The organism is Arthrobacter sp. KBS0702 (assembly GCF_005937985.2).
GTDB lineage: Bacteria > Actinomycetota > Actinomycetes > Actinomycetales > Micrococcaceae > Arthrobacter.
The window spans coordinates 3,311,712-3,329,554 of the sequence record NZ_CP042172.1; the positions used below are offsets into that span (position 1 = coordinate 3,311,712).

Annotated in this window: 19 protein-coding genes; 11 read left to right on the plus strand and 8 right to left on the minus strand. The window is 69.0% G+C overall.

What is annotated here, in order from left to right; all coding sequences use genetic code 11:
* Positions 1-32: 32 nt before the first annotated feature.
* The 4 genes from FFF93_RS15310 to FFF93_RS15325 are packed head-to-tail and all read right to left on the minus strand — an operon-like array spanning position 33 to position 3,098.
* Positions 33-1,082, minus strand: a complete 1,050-nt coding sequence (locus tag FFF93_RS15310; protein WP_138768160.1) for a sulfate/molybdate ABC transporter ATP-binding protein — start codon at positions 1,080-1,082, stop codon at positions 33-35.
* The gene (locus tag FFF93_RS15315; RefSeq protein WP_138768159.1) at positions 1,079-1,924 is read right to left on the minus strand and encodes an ABC transporter permease; all 846 of its coding nucleotides are present in this window, start codon (positions 1,922-1,924) and stop codon (positions 1,079-1,081) included. The genes FFF93_RS15310 and FFF93_RS15315 overlap by 4 nt, the downstream gene beginning before the upstream one ends.
* Positions 1,921-2,691: a molybdate ABC transporter substrate-binding protein gene (gene modA / locus FFF93_RS15320; RefSeq protein WP_138768158.1), complete on the minus strand. Its 771-nt coding sequence runs from the start codon at positions 2,689-2,691 to the stop codon at positions 1,921-1,923. The genes FFF93_RS15315 and modA overlap by 4 nt, the downstream gene beginning before the upstream one ends.
* Complete coding sequence (locus FFF93_RS15325; RefSeq protein ID WP_138768157.1) at positions 2,688-3,098, minus strand: molybdopterin-binding protein; 411 nt, start codon at positions 3,096-3,098, stop codon at positions 2,688-2,690. Before FFF93_RS15325 ends, modA begins: the two co-directional genes overlap by 4 nt.
* A gap of 163 nt (positions 3,099-3,261) precedes the next feature.
* Here FFF93_RS15325 and FFF93_RS15330 point away from each other — a divergent pair, with 163 nt between their 5' ends.
* The 4 genes from FFF93_RS15330 (at position 3,262) to FFF93_RS15345 (ending at position 6,100) form a co-directional block, all read left to right on the plus strand.
* Positions 3,262-4,596 carry an FAD-binding oxidoreductase gene (locus tag FFF93_RS15330; protein ID WP_138768156.1) on the plus strand — a complete coding sequence of 445 codons (1,335 nt, stop codon included), beginning with the start codon at positions 3,262-3,264 and terminating at the stop codon, positions 4,594-4,596.
* Between the two features lie 9 nt (positions 4,597-4,605).
* Positions 4,606-5,472 carry a DUF4031 domain-containing protein gene (locus tag FFF93_RS15335; RefSeq protein WP_138768155.1) on the plus strand — a complete coding sequence of 289 codons (867 nt, stop codon included), beginning with the start codon at positions 4,606-4,608 and terminating at the stop codon, positions 5,470-5,472.
* Between the two features lie 80 nt (positions 5,473-5,552).
* The gene (locus tag FFF93_RS15340; protein ID WP_138768154.1) at positions 5,553-5,705 is read left to right on the plus strand and encodes a CopG family transcriptional regulator; all 153 of its coding nucleotides are present in this window, start codon (positions 5,553-5,555) and stop codon (positions 5,703-5,705) included.
* The gene (locus tag FFF93_RS15345) at positions 5,702-6,100 is read left to right on the plus strand and encodes a VOC family protein (RefSeq protein ID WP_138768153.1); all 399 of its coding nucleotides are present in this window, start codon (positions 5,702-5,704) and stop codon (positions 6,098-6,100) included. The genes FFF93_RS15340 and FFF93_RS15345 overlap by 4 nt, the downstream gene beginning before the upstream one ends.
* 23 nt (positions 6,101-6,123) lie before the next feature.
* On the opposite strand, the gene FFF93_RS15350 is transcribed toward FFF93_RS15345, so the two are convergent.
* The 3 genes from FFF93_RS15350 to FFF93_RS15360 all read right to left on the minus strand — a co-directional run bounded on the left by FFF93_RS15350 (position 6,124) and on the right by FFF93_RS15360 (position 7,668).
* Complete coding sequence (locus FFF93_RS15350; protein WP_138768152.1) at positions 6,124-6,612, minus strand: SRPBCC domain-containing protein; 489 nt, start codon at positions 6,610-6,612, stop codon at positions 6,124-6,126.
* A gap of 45 nt (positions 6,613-6,657) precedes the next feature.
* A complete protein-coding gene (locus tag FFF93_RS15355; RefSeq protein ID WP_138768151.1) occupies positions 6,658-7,059 on the minus strand; it encodes a YccF domain-containing protein in 402 nt (133 codons plus the stop codon).
* 63 nt (positions 7,060-7,122) lie between these two features.
* On the minus strand, positions 7,123-7,668 hold the full coding sequence (locus tag FFF93_RS15360; RefSeq protein ID WP_138768150.1) for a YceI family protein: 546 nt from the start codon (positions 7,666-7,668) through the stop codon (positions 7,123-7,125).
* 249 nt (positions 7,669-7,917) lie between these two features.
* Between FFF93_RS15360 and FFF93_RS15365 the strand changes: the two genes are divergently transcribed.
* Entirely contained in the window at positions 7,918-9,009 is a 1,092-nt protein-coding gene (locus tag FFF93_RS15365) for a metallophosphoesterase (protein ID WP_261375186.1), read from the plus strand.
* 4 nt (positions 9,010-9,013) lie between these two features.
* Here FFF93_RS15365 and FFF93_RS15370 read toward each other — a convergent pair whose 3' ends face one another.
* Positions 9,014-10,078 (minus strand): glycoside hydrolase family 16 protein, encoded by a 1,065-nt coding sequence (locus FFF93_RS15370; RefSeq protein WP_138768149.1) that lies wholly within the window; start codon positions 10,076-10,078, stop codon positions 9,014-9,016.
* Positions 10,079-10,371: 293 nt separating this feature from the next.
* Here FFF93_RS15370 and FFF93_RS15375 point away from each other — a divergent pair, with 293 nt between their 5' ends.
* The 6 genes from FFF93_RS15375 to FFF93_RS15400 all read left to right on the plus strand — a co-directional run bounded on the left by FFF93_RS15375 (position 10,372) and on the right by FFF93_RS15400 (position 17,734).
* Positions 10,372-11,172, plus strand: coding sequence for a glycosyltransferase family 2 protein (locus FFF93_RS15375; protein ID WP_138768148.1), 801 nt, complete (start codon positions 10,372-10,374; stop codon positions 11,170-11,172).
* A gap of 1 nt (position 11,173) precedes the next feature.
* Positions 11,174-12,172 carry a glycosyltransferase family 2 protein gene (locus FFF93_RS15380; RefSeq protein WP_138768147.1) on the plus strand — a complete coding sequence of 333 codons (999 nt, stop codon included), beginning with the start codon at positions 11,174-11,176 and terminating at the stop codon, positions 12,170-12,172.
* 70 nt (positions 12,173-12,242) lie between these two features.
* Positions 12,243-13,343: a hypothetical protein gene (locus tag FFF93_RS15385; protein ID WP_138768146.1), complete on the plus strand. Its 1,101-nt coding sequence runs from the start codon at positions 12,243-12,245 to the stop codon at positions 13,341-13,343.
* The gene (locus FFF93_RS15390; RefSeq protein WP_261375187.1) at positions 13,340-15,460 is read left to right on the plus strand and encodes a glycosyltransferase; all 2,121 of its coding nucleotides are present in this window, start codon (positions 13,340-13,342) and stop codon (positions 15,458-15,460) included. The genes FFF93_RS15385 and FFF93_RS15390 overlap by 4 nt, the downstream gene beginning before the upstream one ends.
* Positions 15,457-17,367 carry a hypothetical protein gene (locus FFF93_RS15395; RefSeq protein WP_261375188.1) on the plus strand — a complete coding sequence of 637 codons (1,911 nt, stop codon included), beginning with the start codon at positions 15,457-15,459 and terminating at the stop codon, positions 17,365-17,367. The genes FFF93_RS15390 and FFF93_RS15395 overlap by 4 nt, the downstream gene beginning before the upstream one ends.
* The gene (locus tag FFF93_RS15400; protein WP_138768144.1) at positions 17,357-17,734 is read left to right on the plus strand and encodes a hypothetical protein; all 378 of its coding nucleotides are present in this window, start codon (positions 17,357-17,359) and stop codon (positions 17,732-17,734) included. Before FFF93_RS15395 ends, FFF93_RS15400 begins: the two co-directional genes overlap by 11 nt.
* Positions 17,735-17,843 lie beyond the last annotated feature (109 nt).

Here is a 17,843-nt window from a genome sequence, read left to right on the forward strand (position 1 = left end):
CCTCCTGGTTGCGGGGCAAGCCTCTTTCCACCCTAGGCCGGGTAGATCGACACCGCGGCCGCCTTGACCACAAAGTAGGCCCGCACCCCCGGTGCCAGGCCAAGATCGGCCGACGCGGCGGGGGTGACGTCCGCGGACAGCTCACCGGCCCGGACGCGGATCTGGTCACCGTGGGGTTCCAGGTCGGTGACGGTGACCGGGAAGGAGTTGCGCGGGCTGCCGTGCGCTTCGTCGAGGAAGACGGAGACGGCCGACGGCGGGAAGGCCGCCACGCCGCTCTGGCCGGGAACCGGCGGATCCTCGTGCCTGCCGGCGAAGTCCTGGCCCGCGGCGGTCCGGAGCCCCGTCCGGGTGACAGTCCCGGCCACGAGGTTCAACCCGGCCAGCCCTGCGGCGAAGCGGCTGCGGGGCCGCTGCAGCACGTCCCGGGTGGGGCCGTCCTCGGTGATCCGGCCCCCCTCCAGCACGATCACCCGATCGGCGAGCATGTAGGCGTCCAGCACATCGTGCGTAACGATGATGGCCCGGCGCCGGGCCAGGACCCGTTTCAGCAGGCGCCGCAGCAGCGGCGCGGCGTGGACGTCGAGGGCAGCCATCGGCTCGTCCAGCAGCAGCAGCCCCGGGTCGGCGGCCAGCGCCCGGGCCACCGCCACCCGCTGGGCCTGGCCCCCGGAGAGTTCCGCGGGCCGACGGCCGGCAAGATCCGAGGCGTCGACCTCCACCAGCCAGCCCCTGGCTGCTTCCCTCGCCTGGGCCCGTGGAACACCGGCGCTCCGGGGACCGAACGCGACGTTTTCGAGCGCGCTCAGGTGCGGGAACAGCAGCGGTTCCTGGGCCAGCAGGGCGGTGCCGCGGCGGTGCGGCGGGGTCCAGGTGCTCTGCCCGGGCCCGAGCTCGAAGAGGACCCGTCCGTCCACCTCCGCCCGGCCGGTATCGGGGCGGAGCAGGCCGGCCACCACGGAGAGCAGGGTGGACTTGCCGGCCCCGTTCGGCCCAAGCACCGCCACGGTCTCCGCTTCCCCGAGGGCCAGCGAGACATCAAAGCCGCGGGCAGCGACGGCGGCGTCGAACGTGAACGTCATGGCCGCTCCCGCCCCGCCGCCGCAGGGCTGGGCGCAGCGCTGGCCGCCGGGCGCCCGGCGGGCGAGGGGCCGCGGTAGCTCAGCCCGACGACGATGACCGCCACCGCGACGAGCAGCAGCGAGAGTGCGACGGCGGCGTCGGCGTCAGTTTCGCGCTGCAGGTAGATCTCCAGCGGCAGGGTGCGGGTGACGCCCTGGAGACTGCCGGCGAAAGTGAGGGTGGCGCCGAATTCGCCGAGGCTGCGGGCGAAGGAGAGGACCGCTCCGGACGCGAGGCCGGGCAGCACCAGCGGCAGGGTGACACGGCGCAGCACGGTGGTGGGGCGGGCGCCGAGAGTGGCGGCCACGGCTTCGTACCGGCTTCCCGCGGAGCGGAGGGCACCCTCGAGGCTGACCACGAGGAACGGCAACGCCACGAAGGCCTGGGCGAGCACCACCGCCGTCGTCGAGAACGCGACCTGGATCCCGGCGACCTCGAGGCTCCGGCCCAGCAGCCCCTGCCGGCCGAAGGTATAAAGCAGGGCGATGCCGCCCACCACCGGGGGCAGCACCAGCGGCAGCAGCACGAAGGAGCGCAGCAGCCGCTGGCCCGGGAAGTCAGCGCGGGCCAGCACCAGGGCCAGCGGGACCCCGAGGAGCACACAGAGCGCGGTGCTCGCCGCGGCCGTCCGCAGGCTCAGTCCCAGGGCGGTGAGCGAGGCGTCCGAGGTCAGGAGCGGGATGAACTGTGCCCACTTGACCCGGGCCACCATGGCCGCGAGCGGCAGCAGGATAAACAGGGCCCCGGCGGCGGCGATACCCAGCACCCAGCGCGGAATGCCGCTGTAGCCGTGCCGCGTCACGGGCGGCCGAAGCCCGCGTCGGCGAGGATCTTCTGCCCCTCGGATCCGGTGACCAGGGCGACGAAGGCTGCCGCGAGCTCCTTGTTCCTGCTCGCGCTCACCCCGGCAATCGGATATTTGTTGACGGCATAAGCGGACTCGGGGAAGGCGATCCCCTTGACCTTGTCTCCGGCGGCCTTGACGTCGGTGACGTAGACGAGCCCGGCGTCGGCCTCCCCGGAAGTGACTTTGCCCAGCACATCCGTGACGGCGGATTCCTCGCTGACCGGCTTCAGCGCCACGCCGGCCCGGCCCGCAATCGTCGCGGCGGCCGCACCGCAGGGGACCTGGGCCGCGCAGACCACCAGCCTGGTCCCCGGCCTGGCGAGATCGGCGAAGGAGCCGATGTTCGCGGGGTTGGCCGGCGGGACGGCGATGGTCAGGACGTTGCTGGCGAAGTCGCTGGGAGCACCCTCCACCAGGGCGGCGTCCGCGACTTTGGCCATATTCTTCCGGTCCGCAGAGGCGAAGACATCCGCCGGGGCGCCCTGGCTGAGCTGGGTGGCGAGGTCGGCGGACCCTGCGAAGCTGAGCGCGACCCTGGTCCCGGGGTGGCTGGCCTCAAACTCCCGGGCCAACGCCGTGAACGGCGCCTTCAGCGACGCCGCGGCGAACACCGTCAGGGTTTTGCCGGCCCCGCTCCCGCCGTCGGGGGCGGCACAGCCGGCGGCCCCGGCTGCCAGGGCCACCGCCAGCAGGAGCGCGGCTGCCTTGCCGTGCCGTCTCATATCAAGGCCCTTCCGTGCGGGCTTTCGATGATCACCGTCGTGGCCTTGACGACGGCGGTGGCCACCGAGCCGAGTTCAAGCCCCAGTTCGCGGACTGCCTCGCTGCTCATCAGGGAGACAACCCGGAACGGCCCGCACTGCAGTTCCACCTGGGCCATGACGGTGTCCGCGGTGATGGCGGTGACCAGCCCGACAAAACGGTTCCGGGCCGAGCTCCCGGCCCGGGCCGGGTCATCCGGAAGTTTCGCCTGCTCCCGGGCGAGGGTCGCGAGCTCCAGACCGTCGACCGCGAGCCGGCCCGACTCATCCTTGAGCGGCGTAAGGCTGCCATTCTCGGTCCAGCGCCGGACAGTGTCGTCGCTGACGCCGAGGAACCGCGCGGCTTCGGAAACGCGAATACGAGTCATACGGACACTGTAGTCCGTATTTGCGTCAATCTACTCGGCCGAAGCCCTCATCTTCGGGACACGCCGGGGTTGCGGCGGGAAGCGGGAAGCTGTAGCCCTGCCCGTCCATCAGCCGTACGATTTTGGGGTGGGGTGGAGCCGCGGTCGGCTAGGGAGCACTGCCATGAAATGGGTCAGGCCGGACAGCACGGATTATGACGAAACTCGAAAGCTCTTCAACGCGATGATCGACCGGCGCCCGGCCGTCATCGCCCAATGCGCGGATGCAGCCGACGTGGCCGATGCCTTGGCCTACGCCCGGGACAACAGCCTCGACGTCGCGGTCCGGGCCGGCGGCCATTCCGTGGCCGGCATGTCCACCAACGACGACGGGCTGGTGGTGGATGTCCGGCCGATGAAGTCCATCACGGTGGATCGGGAGAACCAGACCGTCTCGGTGGGGGCCGGCGTCAACTGGGGCGAGTTCGACCGCGCCACCCAGGAACACGGCCTCGCCACCACCGGTGGACGGGCCTCCAGCACCGGGGTGGCCGGATTCACCCTGGGCGGCGGCTCGGGGTGGCTGGAACGCTCGTTCGGCTTCGCCTGCGACAACCTGCTGTCGGTGGACCTCGTGACGGCGGCGGGCGAACGCGTCACCGCAAGCGCGCAGGAGAACCCCGAACTTTTCTGGGCGCTGCACGGGGGCGGCGGGAACTTCGGCGTCGCGACCGGCTTTACTTTCCGGCTACACGAGCTGGGGCCCACGGTGCAGGCCGGCCTGATGCTCTGGCCCGGGGCCGCCTCCGCGGACCTCGCGCGTGCCTACCGGGACCTTTCGCTGGCCGCGCCGGACGCCGTCGGCAGTGCCCTCGTCTACCTGACGGCGCCGCCGGAACCTTTTGTCCCGGAGGACATGGTCGGCAAGCAGGCCGTTGGCCTCGCCTACCTCTACGCCGGCGATCCGGCTGCCGGGGCTGAGCACGCTGCCCCTTTCCGCGAACTCGGCCCGGCCGTGGACCTGGTCGGCGACATGAACTACGCCGACTTCCAGTGCATGATCGACGACCCGCCCAACCTCTACAACTACTGGAGTGCGGACTACCACGACGAGTTGCCGGACGCAGCCCTGGACGTGATCGTGGACTCGGCGCGGCGCCTTCCGGGCGCGCACTCCCAGCAGCTCGTCGCCCGCTGGGGCGGCGCGGTCGCGGGACCGGCCGCCGCCGGCACGCCGCTGCAGAACCGCGGCGCCAAGTGGGTCACGCACCCCTTCGGCATCGAGGAGACGCCGGAGGGCGGCCAGCAGGCCAAAGCCTGGGTGAAGAGGTTCCGCCAGGACATCGCCCCGTACGCCAACGGCGGCGTGTGGCTGAACTTCGTTGGGGACGAGGGCGCGGACCGCGTGCGGGCGGCCTTCGGCGAGGACAACTACGCCCGGCTGGCGCGGGTAAAGCGCGAGTTTGATCCGGGCAACGTCTTCCGCGGCAACCAGAACATCCTGCCGGCCGCCTCGTAGACTGCCTGCATGATCTACCTTGATCCGCCGTTGTGGCCCGCGCACGGGACCCACTTTTCGCACCTCATCTCCGACAACTCCCTGGCCGAACTGCATGCCTTCGCCCGCGCCGCGGGCATCCCTGAGCGGGCGTTCGACGGCGACCACTACGACGTGGCCGAGGCCCGCTACGGGGCGCTCGTGGCCGCGGGCGCGGTCCCGGTGGAGGGCCGGGTCCTGGTCCGCAAGCTGATCGAAAGCGGCCTGCGGATCCCGGCGCGGCGGCGCAATGGATCCCTGAAGCTGCCGCTGCTGACCCGGTGGAACGAGGTGCTCCCGGGCCACGATGCGCTCTTCCTGGACCTGCTGGACCGCTGGGGAGAGGAGCACCGGAAGTACCACGGCCGCACGCATCTGCTCGCCGTGCTGGAGGCCCTCGACCTGCTGGCGGCGCCGGCACGCCCGTCCCGGACCGTACTGCTCGCGGCCTGGTTCCATGACGCCGTCTACCGCGGCATCGCCGGCGAAGACGAAGAAGAATCGGCCCGGCTTGCGGAGGAACGGCTGGAGCACGCCCGGATGCCGGCGGACGAGGTGGAGGAGGTCGCGCGGCTGGTCAGGATGACGGCGGAGCACCGACCGGATCCCGACGACGAGCCGGCCGCCCTGCTCAGCGATGCCGATCTCTCCGTCCTGGCCGGGGAGCCGGCGGCCTACGCCCGCTACCTCGCGGCCGTCCGGGAAGACTTCGCGCACATCGGCGACGCCGACTTCGCCGCCGGGCGCGCCGCCGTCGTCCGCCAGCTGCTGGAGCTGGACCCGCTCTTCCACACCGCACGCGGCCGCGAGCTGTGGCAGGACGCGGCCCGGCGAAACCTGCAAAGCGAACTGGACTAGTCCGGTTCCGGCGCCCGAGCGCCGGGCAATAGACGGCGACCCCTTGCGCCACAAAGGGCTAGATTGCTAGCATCCTAGCCATGACAGAGAAAGTGCAGTTCAACGTCTATCTGCCGGCGCCGCTGGTGAAGCGGGTCAAGCACGCCGCCATCGAGGAGGGCCTGTCATTGTCCGCCTTTGTGGAAGAGGTATTGGCCCGGACCCTGGACTCGAAGAAAGGCAACAGCGAATGAGAATCACCCCGATCCGCTTCGTGCGCGACGTTGAGGCCTCCCGCGCCTTCTACGCAGTGCTGGGCCTGGCTGAACGGACTGAGGCGACGAGCGGCACCTGGGCCGACCTCGGTGCGGCCGGCGGCTCGCTGGGACTGCACGTCGCACGGCACCCCGGAACGCACGACGACGCCGGAGCGGTGGCCCTGCAGTTCACCAGCGACGAGCGCCTCGACGCGGTGGCGGAGCGCCTGGCCGCCGCCGGCTACGAGCCCTCGCCCATCGTGGACGAAACTTTCGGACGCTTCTTTACCGTGCAGGATCCGGACGGCTACCGCATCCAGGTCAACGAGGCCGACGAGGACCTTCAGGGTCTCAGCTACGAAATCCGCGAGTCCGCGGCGCTGAAACCGTAGCCGCAATCACGTCGCGGGGTCACTTAGGTGCCGCGGCGGAGATATTCGGCAAGTCGGTCGAAGGACTCCCGCCAGCCGGTGCCGTTGCTGTCCCGGTTTTCCGCCGAGTCAAAGGGCCCCTGCGTGAACGTCATCCGGGTGCCGCCGTCGATCTCCTCCAGCCGGAACGCCACCTCGGTCTCGAAGCCCCTGGTCCCATCCGGCTTGTCCCAGGCATGGGTGAACACGAACAGATGGGGCGGCTCGATGTCCGTGTGGACGCCGCTCCACCAGTACTCCTGCCCGGTGGCGTCCTGGACCAGGCAGGCGCGGTAGAGGCCGCCGATTTCAAGGTCGGCGTCGATGCTTTCCCGCGGGGCGTGGAACCCCCGCGGACCCCACCATGCGGGCGCCTGGTCCGCGTCGGTCAGGGCTGACCAGACCGCCGCGATCGGGACCTGGAACTCGCGGGTGATGACCAGCATCAGCTCATCGTCGCTGGGCGATCCTTCCGGAAACGTTGACTCTGGCACTGCGCTCTTCCTCGGTTTCCTCGTGGTGGTGGGCCCGGGCCGGCCTTAGCGGTAGCCGGTCACAAAGGGCCGATCGGTGGGAACGATCTGCTTGCCCAGCGGCATCAGTGACACCGGGATGAGCTTGAGGTTGGCGATGGCCAGCGGGATGCCGATGATGGTGATCGCCATGGCGAACGCCGTAATGACGTGACCGATCGCGATCCAGATGCCGGCCACTAGCAGCCAGATGACGTTTCCGAGCAGGGTAAAGACGCCGTTGCCGCCGGGCTTGTCCACCACCATGCGGCCAAAGGGCCACAGGGTGTAGGAGGCGATCCGGAACGAAGCCAACCCCCACGGAATGGTGATGACCAGCAGGCAGCAGACGATGCCGGCAAGGAAGTATCCCAGCGCCAGCCAGAGGCCACCGAAAACCAGCCAGATGATGTTGAGCAGTGTCTTCATGGCTCCATTGTCTCCCGCCGGCCGAGGATCCGGATCAGGGGTTTGCCCTGAGCCGCCCCTGAATCAGGCCTGTTTGACCATCGCCGCTTCGACGTTGATCTTGACCTTGTCGCTGACCAGCAGTCCGCCGGCTTCGAGGGCGGCGTTCCAGGTCAGCCCGAATTCCTTGCGGCTGATGTCGGCCTCGGCACTGAAGCCTGCGCGGGTCGCGCCGAAAGGGTCCACCGCGACGCCGGTGAACTCGACTTCCAGCTCCACCGGCTTGGTGACGCCCCGGATGGTGAGGTCACCGGTGAGCACGTAGTCCTCGCCGTCGCCCCTGACCGACGTCGCGCGGAATGTCATCTCGGGGAAGTTCTCGACGTCGAAGAAGTCGGGTCCGCGCACGTGGCTGTCGCGGTTGGCGTCGCCGGAATCGAAGCTGGCGGTCTTGATGGTGGCGTGCAGGCTGGCGTCGGCGAGGGAATCCCGGACGCGCGCCTCCGCCGAGGCCTCGTTGAAGCGGCCGCGGACTTTGCTGATTCCGGCGTGGCGGACACTGAAACCGATCTCACTGTGGGACATGTCCAACGTCCAGACACCGGGGGTTAATCCTTCGGGCAGGGTCATCGCCGTTTCTCCTTCGCATCTATGGCGGGCATGCCCGCCGGAACGGAAGTCCCAAGAAGCATGCTAACGAGGAAGCCCGGGTGGCGATAGATGTGCCGCCGGCCGCCGGGCACTGCGGCCAGCCGCCAGCAGCCCCATGACCTCTGGCTTCGGCCACGCGGCCGGGCTTACCCTAGGGCTAGCAGCCGCCGAGTTGTCCGTCGCTGCCTGGTCCCGCTGGCCGGGCTCAGACTCTTGATGTGAGGAATCGTGGCCGGATCATCCCTTTCACCGCGCAGGACAGGCGCTGCGGCGGCCCTGCTAGCGGCAGGCCTGCTGCTCGCCGCGTGCACCCCGGAGATTCCGCAGCCACCGCCGTCCAGTTCGGCGGGGCCTCCGACGTCGCCCGCCTCGCCGGTGCCCTCGCTCCCGCCCATCGAGGGCTCCTCCGTGCATTTCACCGCCCAGGGGGACACCGGCGTCGGTTCCGGCGCCCGGAAGGTGCTGGACGTGATCGCGCAGATCAAACCGCAAATGACCCTGGCCCTCGGGGATTACACCTACAAAGCGGGAATCGAGCAGCAGTTCTGCGACCTGGTGACCGAAAAGCTCGGGGCCGGCTTCCCCTACGAGGTCGTCACCGGCAACCACGAGAGTGACGGCCACGAGGGGGACATCGCCAACATCGTCAAGTGCCTGCCCAACAGGCTGCCCGGACTGCAGGGCGAATACGGCACGCAGTGGTACGTGGACGTCCCCGAAAAGAACCCGGTGGTGCGGATCGTCATGGTCTCGCCCGGCATCGACTTCCGCGGCGGGAAGCCGCTGGACTACTCCCGGGGCAGCGAGCGCTGGCGGTGGACCGCGGACGCGCTGGACGGGGCCAAGGCCCGCAATATCCCCTGGACGGTGGTGGGCATGCATGCCCCGTGCTTCAGCCTGGGCAACTACGGCTGCCAGCCCGGCGAGGAGTTCACCAACATGCTGATCGAGAAGAAGGTGGACCTGGTCCTGTCCGGCCACGACCACGTGTACCAGCGCACGCACCAGCTGGGCCTTTCCGGAGGCTGCCCCGGCCTGGTCCCGACATCGTTCTCGGCACAGTGCCTGGCCGACACGGACAACACCATGGTGCAGGGGGCCGGGACGGTCTTTGTGGGCGTCGGCATCGGCGGCATCGGACACTACAACGTCCACGACGACGACCCCGAAGTCGGGTATTTCGCCAGCTGGTCAGGCAAGAACCGCAACGCCACGCTGGGCACCCTGGACGTAACGGCGGGGCAGGATTCCTTGACCGCGAGACTGGTTCCGGCCGAAGGCTACAGCCACACCGACGCCTTCGAGATCCGCCGGAGGTAGCCGGTCAGAGCCGTGACCAGACAGCGATCCAGTCCAGTTGGACATGCCCCTGGGTCTGCGGCGCCGGGCACTTCGGGAGGCAGGCCTCGGTCTGCAGGATGAAGTGCATCGGCGTGGCGGGGACATGGGTGGTGCTGACCCCCAGGGTTCGTCCGTCGAGCAGGAACTCCACCCGTCCCGGACTCCACTCGGTGGTGGCGACGTGCCAGGACGTGAACTTCGACGTCGACATGAACAAGTCCGAGGCCGTGGGGTCCGGGTTCGCCCAGTGCGCTGCGCCGTAGATAGCGTCGCCCAGGTCCCCTTCGGGAAAGTCGATCTCGCCGTCCCGCGGCCAGACCCCGCTGTCCGGCCAAAAGAGCCACGCCGTCTTGTACCCGGCCAGCGAATCGGCTTTGAACCGCACCGAAACCCGGCCGTAGAGCAGGCTGTTCGCCCGCGGCGGCGAGGTGCTCGCGTTCGGGATCCTGGGCGTGGGGGCGGCCCCCATGAACACCCCGTTTTCCGAGTGCACGAACCAGTCCAGGACGCCGTTGGCCACACTGAGCACCTTGGTCGGGTAATAGCCGGATTTGCCTCCGCTGGCCTGGCCCGCAGTGTCCGGCGTCCCGTCCTTGTACCCGGCGCTCCAGCGCGCCTGGTAGGCGGGCCCCGGGAAAGCCCCGAGCGGGACATCGCCCTGGGTGAAGTCCTCGGCGAAAACCTGTTTCCAGCCGGGCAAATCCCCCACCGGCATGGACTGCAGCGCGGCCAGTTCCAGGTCCGACAGGGCTGATGGCGGCGGCGCCGGCCGGGGGGCGGATGCGGCCGGCGCCGGCTGAGCGGGCGCATTCGGCGGCGTCGTCTGAGCCGGCGCATTCGGCGGCGTCGACGGGTCGCTGGGGGTGGCCGTCGTCGTGGACTCGGTCCTGGGTGCGGTCGGCGGCGTTGACGGAACCGCTCCATCCGGTTTGGCCCCGCTGGAGCATCCGACGAGCAGCACGACGACGGCCGGTACGAACAGGCGCCTCAAACGGGGCGTCCGGCCCCTGGCCCGTCGGGTAACGCCGCCTTCACCGGGTATCCGCATTGCGCCAGTTTGACACCGACGGCGGCGCCGATCAACGGTTTTGCAGCCCCGGCAATTTCAGCTTGAAGCTTCAACCTTGCCCAAGGTTTTTACAAGTTCCTGAGCCGACTATGGAAAGGGGGAATTCCCCGGAAGTTGCCGCAGCGGGCAGTACGCACGTAGGTCTACTTGCTGGTTCCTGAGAACCGGGAATTGACTGCAGTTGGGGCGAAAGCAAACAACGTCATTGAGTGGTGAGGCAAATGTCCATCCCGAATCTTGCATCAAAATCGCGCCCTCAGACGACGCCGCCCATGGTTCCAGCTTCCGTCAGCGTGGTCATCCCCACCCTGAACGAAGCCATGAACCTGCCCTGGGTCCTCCGCCGCATGCCGTCCTATGTGGACGAAGTCGTGATCGTTGACGGGCGGTCGCTGGACAACACGGTCGAAGTGGCCAAGGCGCTGCGCCTCGATATCGTGGTGGTCGACGAGACGAGGGCGGGCAAGGGTGCCGCGGTCCGCGCCGGCTTCGCTGCCGCCTCGGGCGACATCATCGTCATGCTGGACGGGGATGGCAGCATGGACCCCCAGGAAATCGGCTGGCTGGTCGCCCCGCTGCAGCATGAGTACGACTTCGTCAAGGGATCCCGCTACGTCACCGGCGGCGGCTCCGACGACATCACCCTGCTGCGGACCACCGGCAACCGGATGCTGACAGCGCTGGCCAACCTCGTGCTCGGCAGCGACTTCTCCGACCTCTGCTACGGGTACATCGCCTTGCGCCGGGAATGCGTCGAAGTGCTTGAGCTCCAGTCGGACGGATTCGAAATCGAAACCGAGCTGATTGTGCGTGCCTCCCGGGCCGGGCTGCGGATCGCCGAAGTGCCCAGCCGCGAACTCGCCCGGATCTCCGGGAACTCGAACCTCCACACTTTCCGGGACGGGTGGCGGGTCCTGCGCACCCTGGCCCGGGAACGCATCAGCTGGGAGGCACCCACAGCCGGCGCCCGGCCCGAGGCCCTGCGGCGGGTCAAATACAAGTATCCGAACAAGGCATTCCCGCACATTCCCACGGATCCGCGGAGCGTCCTCGGCGTAGCGGTAGGGGAATAAGATGTCCCAGATTCCGGGGTTGCCCAGCGTGTCCGTCGTTATTTGCTCCTACGCGGAAGAGCGCTGGGACCTGCTCATCGGTGCCCTCGATTCGCTCCGGACCCAGACACACAGCCCGCAGCAGACCATCGTCGTCGTCGACTACAACGTGGAACTTTACAAGCGGCTCATCTTCACCGTTCCCGACGTCGTGATTGTGGAGAACACCGGCCCCAAGGGCCTGTCCGGAGCCCGGAACACCGGGGCTGGCGTCGCCAACGCCGAGATCGTCGCGTTCCTGGACGACGACGCCGAGGCGGCCCCGGACTGGATTGAACGGCTCGCGGCGATGTACGACGACGACGATGTGCTCGCCGTCGGCGGCAGCGTGCAGCCTGTCTGGGACGCCGGCCGGCCGCGCTACTTCGCCCAGGAACTCGACTGGATCGTCGGCTGCACCTACCACGGACTGCCCAAAGTCGCCGCCGAAGTGCGCAACGTGATCGGGGCAAACATGTCTTTCCGGGCCGACGTGCTGAACCGGGTGGGAGGGTTCAATCCGGACCTCGGCCGGCAGGACGCGCAACCCCTCGGCTGCGAAGAGACGGAGCTGTGCATCCGGGCGGTCATCGGAGCCCCCGGCTCGCGGGTGGTCTACGAGCCCGCCGCCGTTGTGCACCACCACGTTCCCAGGCAGCGCGGCACGCTGAAGTACATGCTCTCGCGGTCCTGGTCCGAGGGGATCTCCAAGGCCCGGGTCAGCCGGCTCGTCGGGCACAAGCGAGCGCTCGGCCCGGAACGGCGCTACGTCAGGCAGGTCCTGCCACGCGCGGTGTTTGCCGGAATTCGCGACGCGGTGCGTGGCAATGACCTCGCCGGACTCGGCCGCTCCGCCATGGTGATGGCTGTGCTCGCCACGACCGCCCTCGGGTACGTGCGCGGGCGCCGGCTGCCTCCCGCGCCCGCACCGCAAGAAACCAGCCAGCCAGCACCCGACGATCTGTGGAGGGAAGTTCAGTGAAAGCGATCTCAGTAGGCGGGGCCGGCGAAATAGTCCGCGGCCGCACTCTTGGTTCCCGGCGGCTCGAACCATGAGCCAGTCCGAGCGGGACGTGCTGACCCCGGCGGGCGCCTCCGCTGGCGCGAGCTTCGACATCCATGGCCTCGTCGGCATCGACGTCGAGCCCGGCACTCCGGGCGAGGCTCAGTTGCGGGACATGCTCGCGCCCTTCCTGCGCGGTTCACGGGCACCGCTTCGCCTGCACATCAGCGGAGCCGTCTCGCCCATCGCCGAGCAGTCACATGCAGAGGACGCCTACCGTTTCACCGGCGACTCCCTCTACCTTCCCGCCGACCGTGTGCAGATCATCGAAACCCGCGACGGCTACCGGATCCAGGGCCAGGGTGAACTCCTGACCGCCGTCATCCCCTTGCTCGACCGGCTGTGCGTCCGCGAGGACGCCGCCATGATCCATGCCGCCGTCGTTGACTTCCGGGGTTCCGGGGTCCTGCTGCCGGCCTGGGGCGGGGTCGGCAAGACCAGCACCGTCGCCAAGCTGGTCGCCACCCCCGGCGTGCGGTTCATGGCCGACGACTGGGCTTTCACCGGGGCGGACGGCATGCTCATGGGCTACGCCAAGCCGATGTTCATCAAGCCGCACCACCGCGCCATCTACCCCGACCTCTTCCACGGCACGCGCAAGCCCCTCGCACCGGGCTGGCTCACCAACCCCGTCGCACGGCTGGCAACGGCCGTGCACCCCGTCATCGTCCGCTACCCGAAGACCGCGGCGTTCACCCGCCGCTGGTCTCCCGAACACCGGATGGTGCAACCGGACCAGGTGTTCGGGTCCGAACGGATCTCCTCCGCGGCGCCGGCACGGCTGGCGATCTTCCTCGAACGGTTCGACGGTTCCGAAGCAAGGTTGGAGGCACGCAGTCGCGAGTGGATGACTTCCCGCATCATCGGCAACTTCCACTCCGAACTGCCGATGGTGTCCCGGCGGCTGGTCGAAGCGCTCGGGGCGACCGGCCTGGTGCCCCTTGAGGACCATTTCGGCCAGAAGGCGGCGGTTGTGCGCCGGGCCCTGGAAGACGTGCCCTGCTCGCTCCTGCGGATCCCCGCGGCCTGGTCCGCCGACCGGACCTCGGACTACGTGGCCAACGTGGTCCGCACGAAATTGGATGAGTGAGGTACGGGCCGGTGGGGGATCTTGAGGTGTCCGTGATCATTCCGGCGCGGAACGCCGCGGCCTGGCTGGGCGAGTGCCTGGAGTCGGTCCGCGCCCAGAACCCGCGCGAGATCATCGTGGTCGACGGCTGTTCACTCGACGACACTGCCAGCATTGCGCGGTCTTTCGGGGCCCGCGTCCTCTCCGACGAGGGCCGCGGCCTGCCGGCCGCGAGGATGCTGGGCGTCCAGAATGCCGGCTGCGAGGTCGTGGCGCTGATTGACGCCGACGTCGTGCTGCCCCCGGGCACCCTCAAGCGGCTGCTGCGCGAGTTCGACGACGGCGCCTACGACGGCCTGCAGTTCGGCCTGGCCAGCGAGTCCGACGGCCCCGGCTACTGGGGCGCCGCCCTGGCATGGCACCACAACCACAGCCGGGTCCGCTCGTGGTTCGGTGTCAGCGCCACGCTGATGCGCCGCGAGGTGCTGCTGTCCGTTGGTTTCGATGACAACTTCCGTTCCGGTGAGGACATCGAACTGCGGATCCGGCTCGAGAACGGCGGCTACAAGCTCGGCGTCTCCCCCACCACCGTCGTCCGGCACCGCTTCGCCGACACGTTCGACTGCGCCCGCGACCAGTGGCTCCAGGACGGCGCCGGTATGGCCCGGACCATCCGGAAGCACCCGGGCCGGGCCGGCTGGCTGGCCGTGTTGCCGCTGCTGGCATCCGTGCGCGGGGTGGGCCTGTCCCTGGTCCACGCCCCCCGCTTCCTGCCCTACTGGGTCGGCTTCCTGCTCTACAACTACCGAGCGATGTTTGGCGAGATCCTCCGCCCCCAGTCGCGCCCGCTCTCCGTCGGTGGCAACGCGGCCTGGCTCGCGGCGGCGCGGATCGCGCCCATGGTGACGGGCTTCCTGTTCTGGGCGCTTGCCGCACTGCTGCTGCCGCCGGAACAAATCGGGCTCGGGTCAGCGGTGGTCTCCGCCGCCCTCCTCACCGTCCAACTCGGCATGCTCGGCGTCGGACCGGCAACCCTGACGCTCCTGCCCAGCGAGCCCGACGGCGGCCGCCGGCTGACCGCGACGAGCCTGCTGACCGTCGGGGTTTCCGCACTGGTGGTGGGCGGGGTGCTCGCGGTGGTCACCTACGCGCTGGGTTCGGGCGTCGGTGAGGCGTGGAAGAACCCGCTCGTGACGGTCATCTTCCTCGCGACGGCACTTTTCGCCAGCGCGGCCTACCAGCTGGACCACATCGGCGTCGCCCAGGAGCGGGCAGACCGTGCACTGGTGCGGAGCCTGCTGCAAAGCCTGGTGCAGCTGGGAGTCCTCGGCCTGGCCTTCGCCGCTGGGATCCGCGACCTGTCCGTCGTGGTGGGCGCCGTGGGCGCGGGGGCTCTGGTCAGCGTCCTTTCGGGGTTGCGTCAGCTTCGCCGGGCGCGCCTTGAACCGGATTGGCGGCACGGCCTGCGCCCCCGGTCGGCCGTCGGCCTGCTCAGGCCGGGCCTGCCCAACCACGCCCTTATGCTGGCGGACCGGGCCCCGGGCTACCTCCTGCCCTTGATCGTCGCCGCCACCCTCGGCCCGGCGTCGACCGCCGCCTGGTACATCGTGTGGATGATGGCCTCCGCGGTCTTCTTCGTCCCGCAGTCGGCAGGGTTCTCGCTTCAGACTGCCCTGGCCGGAACGCGGTCCAAACCAGGGCTGGTTGCCTCCGCTATCCGCGCAAGCCTGCTGCTCACCCTCGCGGCCGGGCTGATCCTGCTGCTGTTGGGGCCCTATCTCCTGCAGTTCCTCGGTCCGCACTACGCCTCCGCCTGGGTCCTGTTGCCGGTCCTCGTACCGGCCCTGCTGCTCAGTTGCGTGACCCAGGTCTATTACGGCCTGTGCCGCGCCCGGGGGCGCCTGTTGGAATCGACATTCGTCGCGGTCCTGACGGCCGCGCTGGTGGTCGTCCCGGCCGCCGCCGTTGCCCAGCAATATGGCCTTACCGGCGTGTCCGTGCTCTGGTCCGCCGCCCAGGCGGCCGCGGCACTCATCGCCGTCTGGCGTCTGATCACTCTGACCCGAGTGAAGCCCGCTGCACCTGACCCGGTCTCTTCAGCGGCATTCAACGAGCCCACTGGAATCGAGAAATCATGACACCCGAACCCTCCACCGTTGTCCCCGCTGCTCCGTCGGCGCATGGGCGCCACGAAGGCGCCAGGGACGAGGCTAAACACGGCGTGAAACACGGCGCCACTCCACCGTCCGCCGAGCACCGGGTGGAATCAAGCCCGCTCTGGCAGATCGGCGCCCTGGCCGGAATCGCAGCCCTGGCCGTGGTCCTGGGCATCTGGGGGATGCGGGAGGTCGACCCTGACCAGACCGCCGGGGCCGGGCTCATCGCCCTGCTTCCCCCCGTCTACTTCGTCGCCCTGGCCCTCAGCTTGACCGGCTTCGTCGCTTCCTTGAACCTCCGGCAGTTCGTTCCGGCGCTCCTTGCCGGCCAGGTGCTGGTCACGGTGCTCATCCTGCATGGCGCCGATCCGATCATCCACGGACTGCCCCGGCTTGAGGCGAGCTACCGGCACCTCGGCATCGCCGACAGCATCGCCCAGTCCGGGCAGCTGCATCCGAACCTGGACGCCTACTTCAACTGGCCGGGCTTCTTCGACCTGCTGGGGATGCTCTCCGGCGCAACCGGGGCGAAGGATCTGATGGTCATCGCTACGTGGGCACCGATCGGCATCAACCTCCTGCTGCTCGCTCCCCTGCTGGCACTGGCCACGCGGATCACGGCGAACCGGCGGCATGCCTGGGCCGGCGTCTGGCTCTTCTACCTGACCAGCTGGGTCGGACAGGACTACCTGGCACCGCAGGCTTACGCGTTCATCCTGCTCGTTACGCTCTTCGCCTGCCTCCTGAGCACCTTCAGCGGCTGGGCCTGGCCCACGGGCGGTAACCGCTTCACCACGGCGCTTGCCCGGACCGTCGACAAACTGGATAGCTCGGTACCGCAGCAGCAGGGACTGATCCAGCCCTCCCAGCGGGACTCAGCGATCCTTCTGGGGATTTGCGCGCTGATCCTGCTCGCGATGACGGCCTCGCACCAGCTCACCCCGTTCGCCGCTGTCCCGGTCCTCGTGGCCTTCATGCTGATCGGACGGCTGCGCTCACGGTCGCTGCCCCTGCTGGCGCTGGCCCTCCCGGTGGTTTGGCTCGTATTTGTCGCCTCCGCCTACTTCCAAGGCCACCAGGACCAGCTCTTCGGCTCCTTCGGCGACATTGGCGCGAACACGATCGGGGCGCTGAACGACAGGATCTCCGGCAGCGGTCCGCACCTCGCGGTGGTCTACACCCGGGTGGCGGAGGTAGCGGTGATCTGGATCCTCGCGATCATCGGCGCCATTATGGGCCACCGGCGGGCCACACCATGGCTGGCCGCCGCGGTTGGCGCCCTCGCTCCGCTCCTGCTGGTGTCGGTCCAGCCCTACGGCGGCGAACTGTTGCTGCGGCTTTTCCTGTTCAGCCTCCCGTTCGCCGCGTGCCTGGTGGCGCTCCCGCTGATGTGGGACCGGCCCGCCGGCCCCGGTCTGGCACGCGGTGTGGCACTGCTCGTGCTGGGCGCGGCCCTGGCCACAACAACGCTCGTCACGCGGTACGGCAATGACAGCATGGAGACCTTCTCACGCGCTGAAATCGCCCTTGTTGACCGGCTCTACGCGACGGCACCTCCCGGCTCCGTGCTGATCGAGGCGATCCGCAACACCCCCTGGAAATACCAAGAGTACGCAAGCTACGACTACCGCGCCCTGGCCGCCGCAGAGCCCCGGCCCGACGCGGCACCACTGAGCTGCGACACGGTAAACCAGATCGCCCGGCGCGCCGGAGCGTACCTGATCGTCACGGCCAGCCAGCAGCATGCCGCGGAGCTTCGCGGAACGACTCCGGCCGGGGATCTTCAGCGCTTTATCGACACCTGCGGCACCGGCCCGGGCTGGCAGAAGGTCAGCGAAAACGCCGGCGGTGTCATCTTCCACATCGAAGGAGCAAAAAATGGCAATTGAACGCACGCACGTGGGCTACGCAACGGCAGCCGTGGCGGTAGCAGCCATACCGCTCTCTTTCGTGGGGCCAGAGTCGCTCCGGCTCGCCGTCGTCGGCCTGTTCCTGCTCGCGGGACCAGGCACGGCGCTGGTCCTCTTGATCCGCTTCGGGCCGGCCAGCTCCACGGTTGCGGCCGGGGCGATCCCGCTGGCCACGGCGCTCGCAGTCGCCGTCAGCCTCACCCTCTCCACACTCGTGGCCACCGCCATGATCTACACCCGGCTTTGGGCGCCTCCGGCCGGTGTCTGCCTCCTTGCCGTTGCCACCCTCGGCCTGCTGGCCGTGGACTACCGGCGAACCAGGACCGCCCCGGTGGAGGCGCGATGACCTGCTTTCCATTTTTGGCATGACGCTGATCGTGCAGTTGATGAACTGCTGTAACCAGCGCCGGCGGCCTTGCACCCGCTGGATCAAGTGAAATGACCGCTTATACGAA

What these genes read in the sequence shown, in the direction of transcription:
- FFF93_RS15310 (WP_138768160.1), bottom strand. Translation starts at nt 1,082, where the DNA reads ATGACGTTCACGTTCGACGCCGCCGTCGCTGCCCGCGGCTTTGATGTC.
- modA (WP_138768158.1), bottom strand. Translation starts at nt 2,691, where the DNA reads ATGAGACGGCACGGCAAGGCAGCCGCGCTCCTGCTGGCGGTGGCCCTG.
- FFF93_RS15325 (WP_138768157.1), bottom strand. Translation starts at nt 3,098, where the DNA reads ATGACTCGTATTCGCGTTTCCGAAGCCGCGCGGTTCCTCGGCGTCAGC.
- FFF93_RS15330 (WP_138768156.1), top strand. Translation starts at nt 3,262, where the DNA reads ATGAAATGGGTCAGGCCGGACAGCACGGATTATGACGAAACTCGAAAG.
- FFF93_RS15335 (WP_138768155.1), top strand. Translation starts at nt 4,606, where the DNA reads ATGATCTACCTTGATCCGCCGTTGTGGCCCGCGCACGGGACCCACTTT.
- FFF93_RS15340 (WP_138768154.1), top strand. Translation starts at nt 5,553, where the DNA reads ATGACAGAGAAAGTGCAGTTCAACGTCTATCTGCCGGCGCCGCTGGTG.
- FFF93_RS15345 (WP_138768153.1), top strand. Translation starts at nt 5,702, where the DNA reads ATGAGAATCACCCCGATCCGCTTCGTGCGCGACGTTGAGGCCTCCCGC.
- FFF93_RS15355 (WP_138768151.1), bottom strand. Translation starts at nt 7,059, where the DNA reads ATGAAGACACTGCTCAACATCATCTGGCTGGTTTTCGGTGGCCTCTGG.
- FFF93_RS15360 (WP_138768150.1), bottom strand. Translation starts at nt 7,668, where the DNA reads ATGACCCTGCCCGAAGGATTAACCCCCGGTGTCTGGACGTTGGACATG.
- FFF93_RS15370 (WP_138768149.1), bottom strand. Translation starts at nt 10,078, where the DNA reads ATGCGGATACCCGGTGAAGGCGGCGTTACCCGACGGGCCAGGGGCCGG.
- FFF93_RS15375 (WP_138768148.1), top strand. Translation starts at nt 10,372, where the DNA reads ATGGTTCCAGCTTCCGTCAGCGTGGTCATCCCCACCCTGAACGAAGCC.
- FFF93_RS15380 (WP_138768147.1), top strand. Translation starts at nt 11,174, where the DNA reads ATGTCCCAGATTCCGGGGTTGCCCAGCGTGTCCGTCGTTATTTGCTCC.
- FFF93_RS15385 (WP_138768146.1), top strand. Translation starts at nt 12,243, where the DNA reads ATGAGCCAGTCCGAGCGGGACGTGCTGACCCCGGCGGGCGCCTCCGCT.
- FFF93_RS15395 (WP_261375188.1), top strand. Translation starts at nt 15,457, where the DNA reads ATGACACCCGAACCCTCCACCGTTGTCCCCGCTGCTCCGTCGGCGCAT.
- FFF93_RS15400 (WP_138768144.1), top strand. Translation starts at nt 17,357, where the DNA reads ATGGCAATTGAACGCACGCACGTGGGCTACGCAACGGCAGCCGTGGCG.